1 protein-coding gene is annotated in these 2,152 nt (G+C 47.6%); it reads left to right on the top strand.

What is annotated here, in order from left to right:
- Positions 1-467 precede the first annotated feature (467 nt).
- The gene (locus AB4Z19_RS30410) at positions 468-1,880 is read left to right on the top strand and encodes a hypothetical protein (protein ID WP_442037131.1); all 1,413 of its coding nucleotides are present in this window, start codon (positions 468-470) and stop codon (positions 1,878-1,880) included.
- Positions 1,881-2,152 lie beyond the last annotated feature (272 nt).

Raw genomic sequence — 2,152 nt, 5'->3', positions numbered from 1 at the left:
CAATATGCTGCAGAGATTCACCTTGACGCCAGCGTTCCCACATCAATGCCTTCTGCTCGTCAGTGTAATAGATTCGTGGCTTGCGTTTCATGGCAACACTCCTCCTGCCTAAGCAGTTTATAGTGTTGCGTCGACCGGTTGAATCCGCAATGAAATCCGGTCGTTTCTTTTACTGTTCGTTTCCGCCTTTGCTTTTGCGGATCGAGATAAACTAAAATTTCGACCTGACGACAAAATCTTGGACATCTATCGAAGCCTATATCCAAGTCGGTGGCTTCCTGACGCGTTGGAGTTTGAAACGTTGGCAAACGACCTTCAGAAACGGCATGCGCTGAAATTAGAATCGATATGGAGAAATGATTTGACGTTGGGAGAATTATTCACCCGTATCCAGACTTGATGGCTGACTTCGGCCAGCTACAGACATTTGATATAAACCTATTAGCGCAGCTCGCGCCGTACCTTGGATGAAAATTCTTCGATTCTTGTTCGGTCAAAGGAATGAACCGACTGCTTCCACTGTAAGCCATGCAGAACATCGATACCAGCCTGATCGATATGTTGCTGGACGCATTCAGGAAGCTAGATCCGCTAGTAATGTCGAAGAATTGCAGGCGCTGGCGCGTGATTACTCCGGATATGTTCGTGAAGCAGCAATATCTCGGTGCGTTGAACTAGCTTTGCCGGAGCTATTCGCGCTTGTTGCTGAACGCTTAAATGATTGGGTACCTCAAGTACGGCACTTGGCGCGGAAGGCCCTGGTGACGATGCTCCCTTTTGTACCTTCAAGTCAGGTTCTGTCAACGCTTCCAGCAATTCTACTGGTGCACAGCCCGGGTAGGGATGAATACTCGAGGTGGCTCAATGCGTTTGAAATGGCGGTGATTGAAACAATTCCGGTTGAAGAGCTCATTTCGAATGCAAAAGGTAAGAGCATCAAGACAGCTCGGGCGTGCATTCACCTGCTCAAGAAGCACAGTTTGTTGGGTGCAGTCGAGCTATTCGACTTAATCCTAAGACGCAATGACGATATAGTTCTTGCCAATCTCGCGATGCAATACTGCGCGGAACTGCCGAGAGATGAACAACTTGTCCAATATAGGGCAGCTAGTCGTTCGCACTTCGGTTCTGTTCGCACTATTGCCCTGAAAAAGGTCTTGGAAAAAAGCGGTGTCAATGGCCGTCAGTTTGCGGATGCGGCTTTAGACGATCCTCAATCATCAGTCCGATTTGTGGCAGTGAGTTTTCTTCGTTCTCAGGGTATAGACGTAAGAGCGCGATATCACGAGTTACTCGATGCGAAAAATTTAAAGGCACGAAAACAGAGGATTCTAGTGACTGCGCTGGCCAGCCTTCAAAATGTTGCTGACATACCGCGCATTCAATCGTTTTGCACGAGCACAGATATATCAGTTCGGCGGGCGGCATTCAATTCTTGGCAAAAATTGGCTCCTCAAGCTAAGGATGAAATAGCCCTATGCGCGTTGCAGGACACCGCTCGTGGGGTTCGGAAATTTGCCTATCAGCTCGTTTGCAGATATAGCGCGTATATTCCATTTTCAAGAATCGAAGAAATTCTTTCGCGTTCCGGGGATCTGCAAATGTTATTGATGTTTGCAGAGCGCGAGAAGTGGAGATGGATCGAATGCATCGTAAAATTTAGCCAAGACCTTAATAAAGAAAAATCTGACGCGCTTGGCCTTGAAGAATCGTTGGCGCGATGGTTCGTGTTTTCAGTACGATCYTTTGAACGTCCGAGTGAGGAGCAAGCCCGATTTCTTACATCTCCCGCCGCGTTAGCCAATTTACAAAGGTTGATGCCAAATGGACGTCAGCGGATAGATTTAATCGTCGAAGAAATCAAGGCATTTCAGCATTGAATAGTCTTTTTTCTGACCGCGCTTAAATCTCTAATTGCCTCTCAACATTGTCGTCGAGTGATGGTCAGGCAAATAATCCGCACTTTATGAAGTTCCGTAATGTAGCGACCGGCAGCTTCGGGGTGCGGATTCAACCGGTCGACGCAACACTATAAACTGCTTAGGCAGGAGGAGTGTTGCCATGAAACGCAAGCCACGAATCTATTACACTGACGAGCAGAAGGCATTGATGTGGGAACGCTGGCGTCAAGGTGAATCTCTGCAGCATATTG

It is taken from the genome of Pseudoduganella sp. RAF19 (assembly GCF_052114165.1).
Lineage (GTDB): Bacteria > Pseudomonadota > Gammaproteobacteria > Burkholderiales > Burkholderiaceae_D > Rugamonas.
Note: the sequence above shows the minus strand (reverse complement) of the source record. Positions and strands in the feature narration are given on the sequence as shown.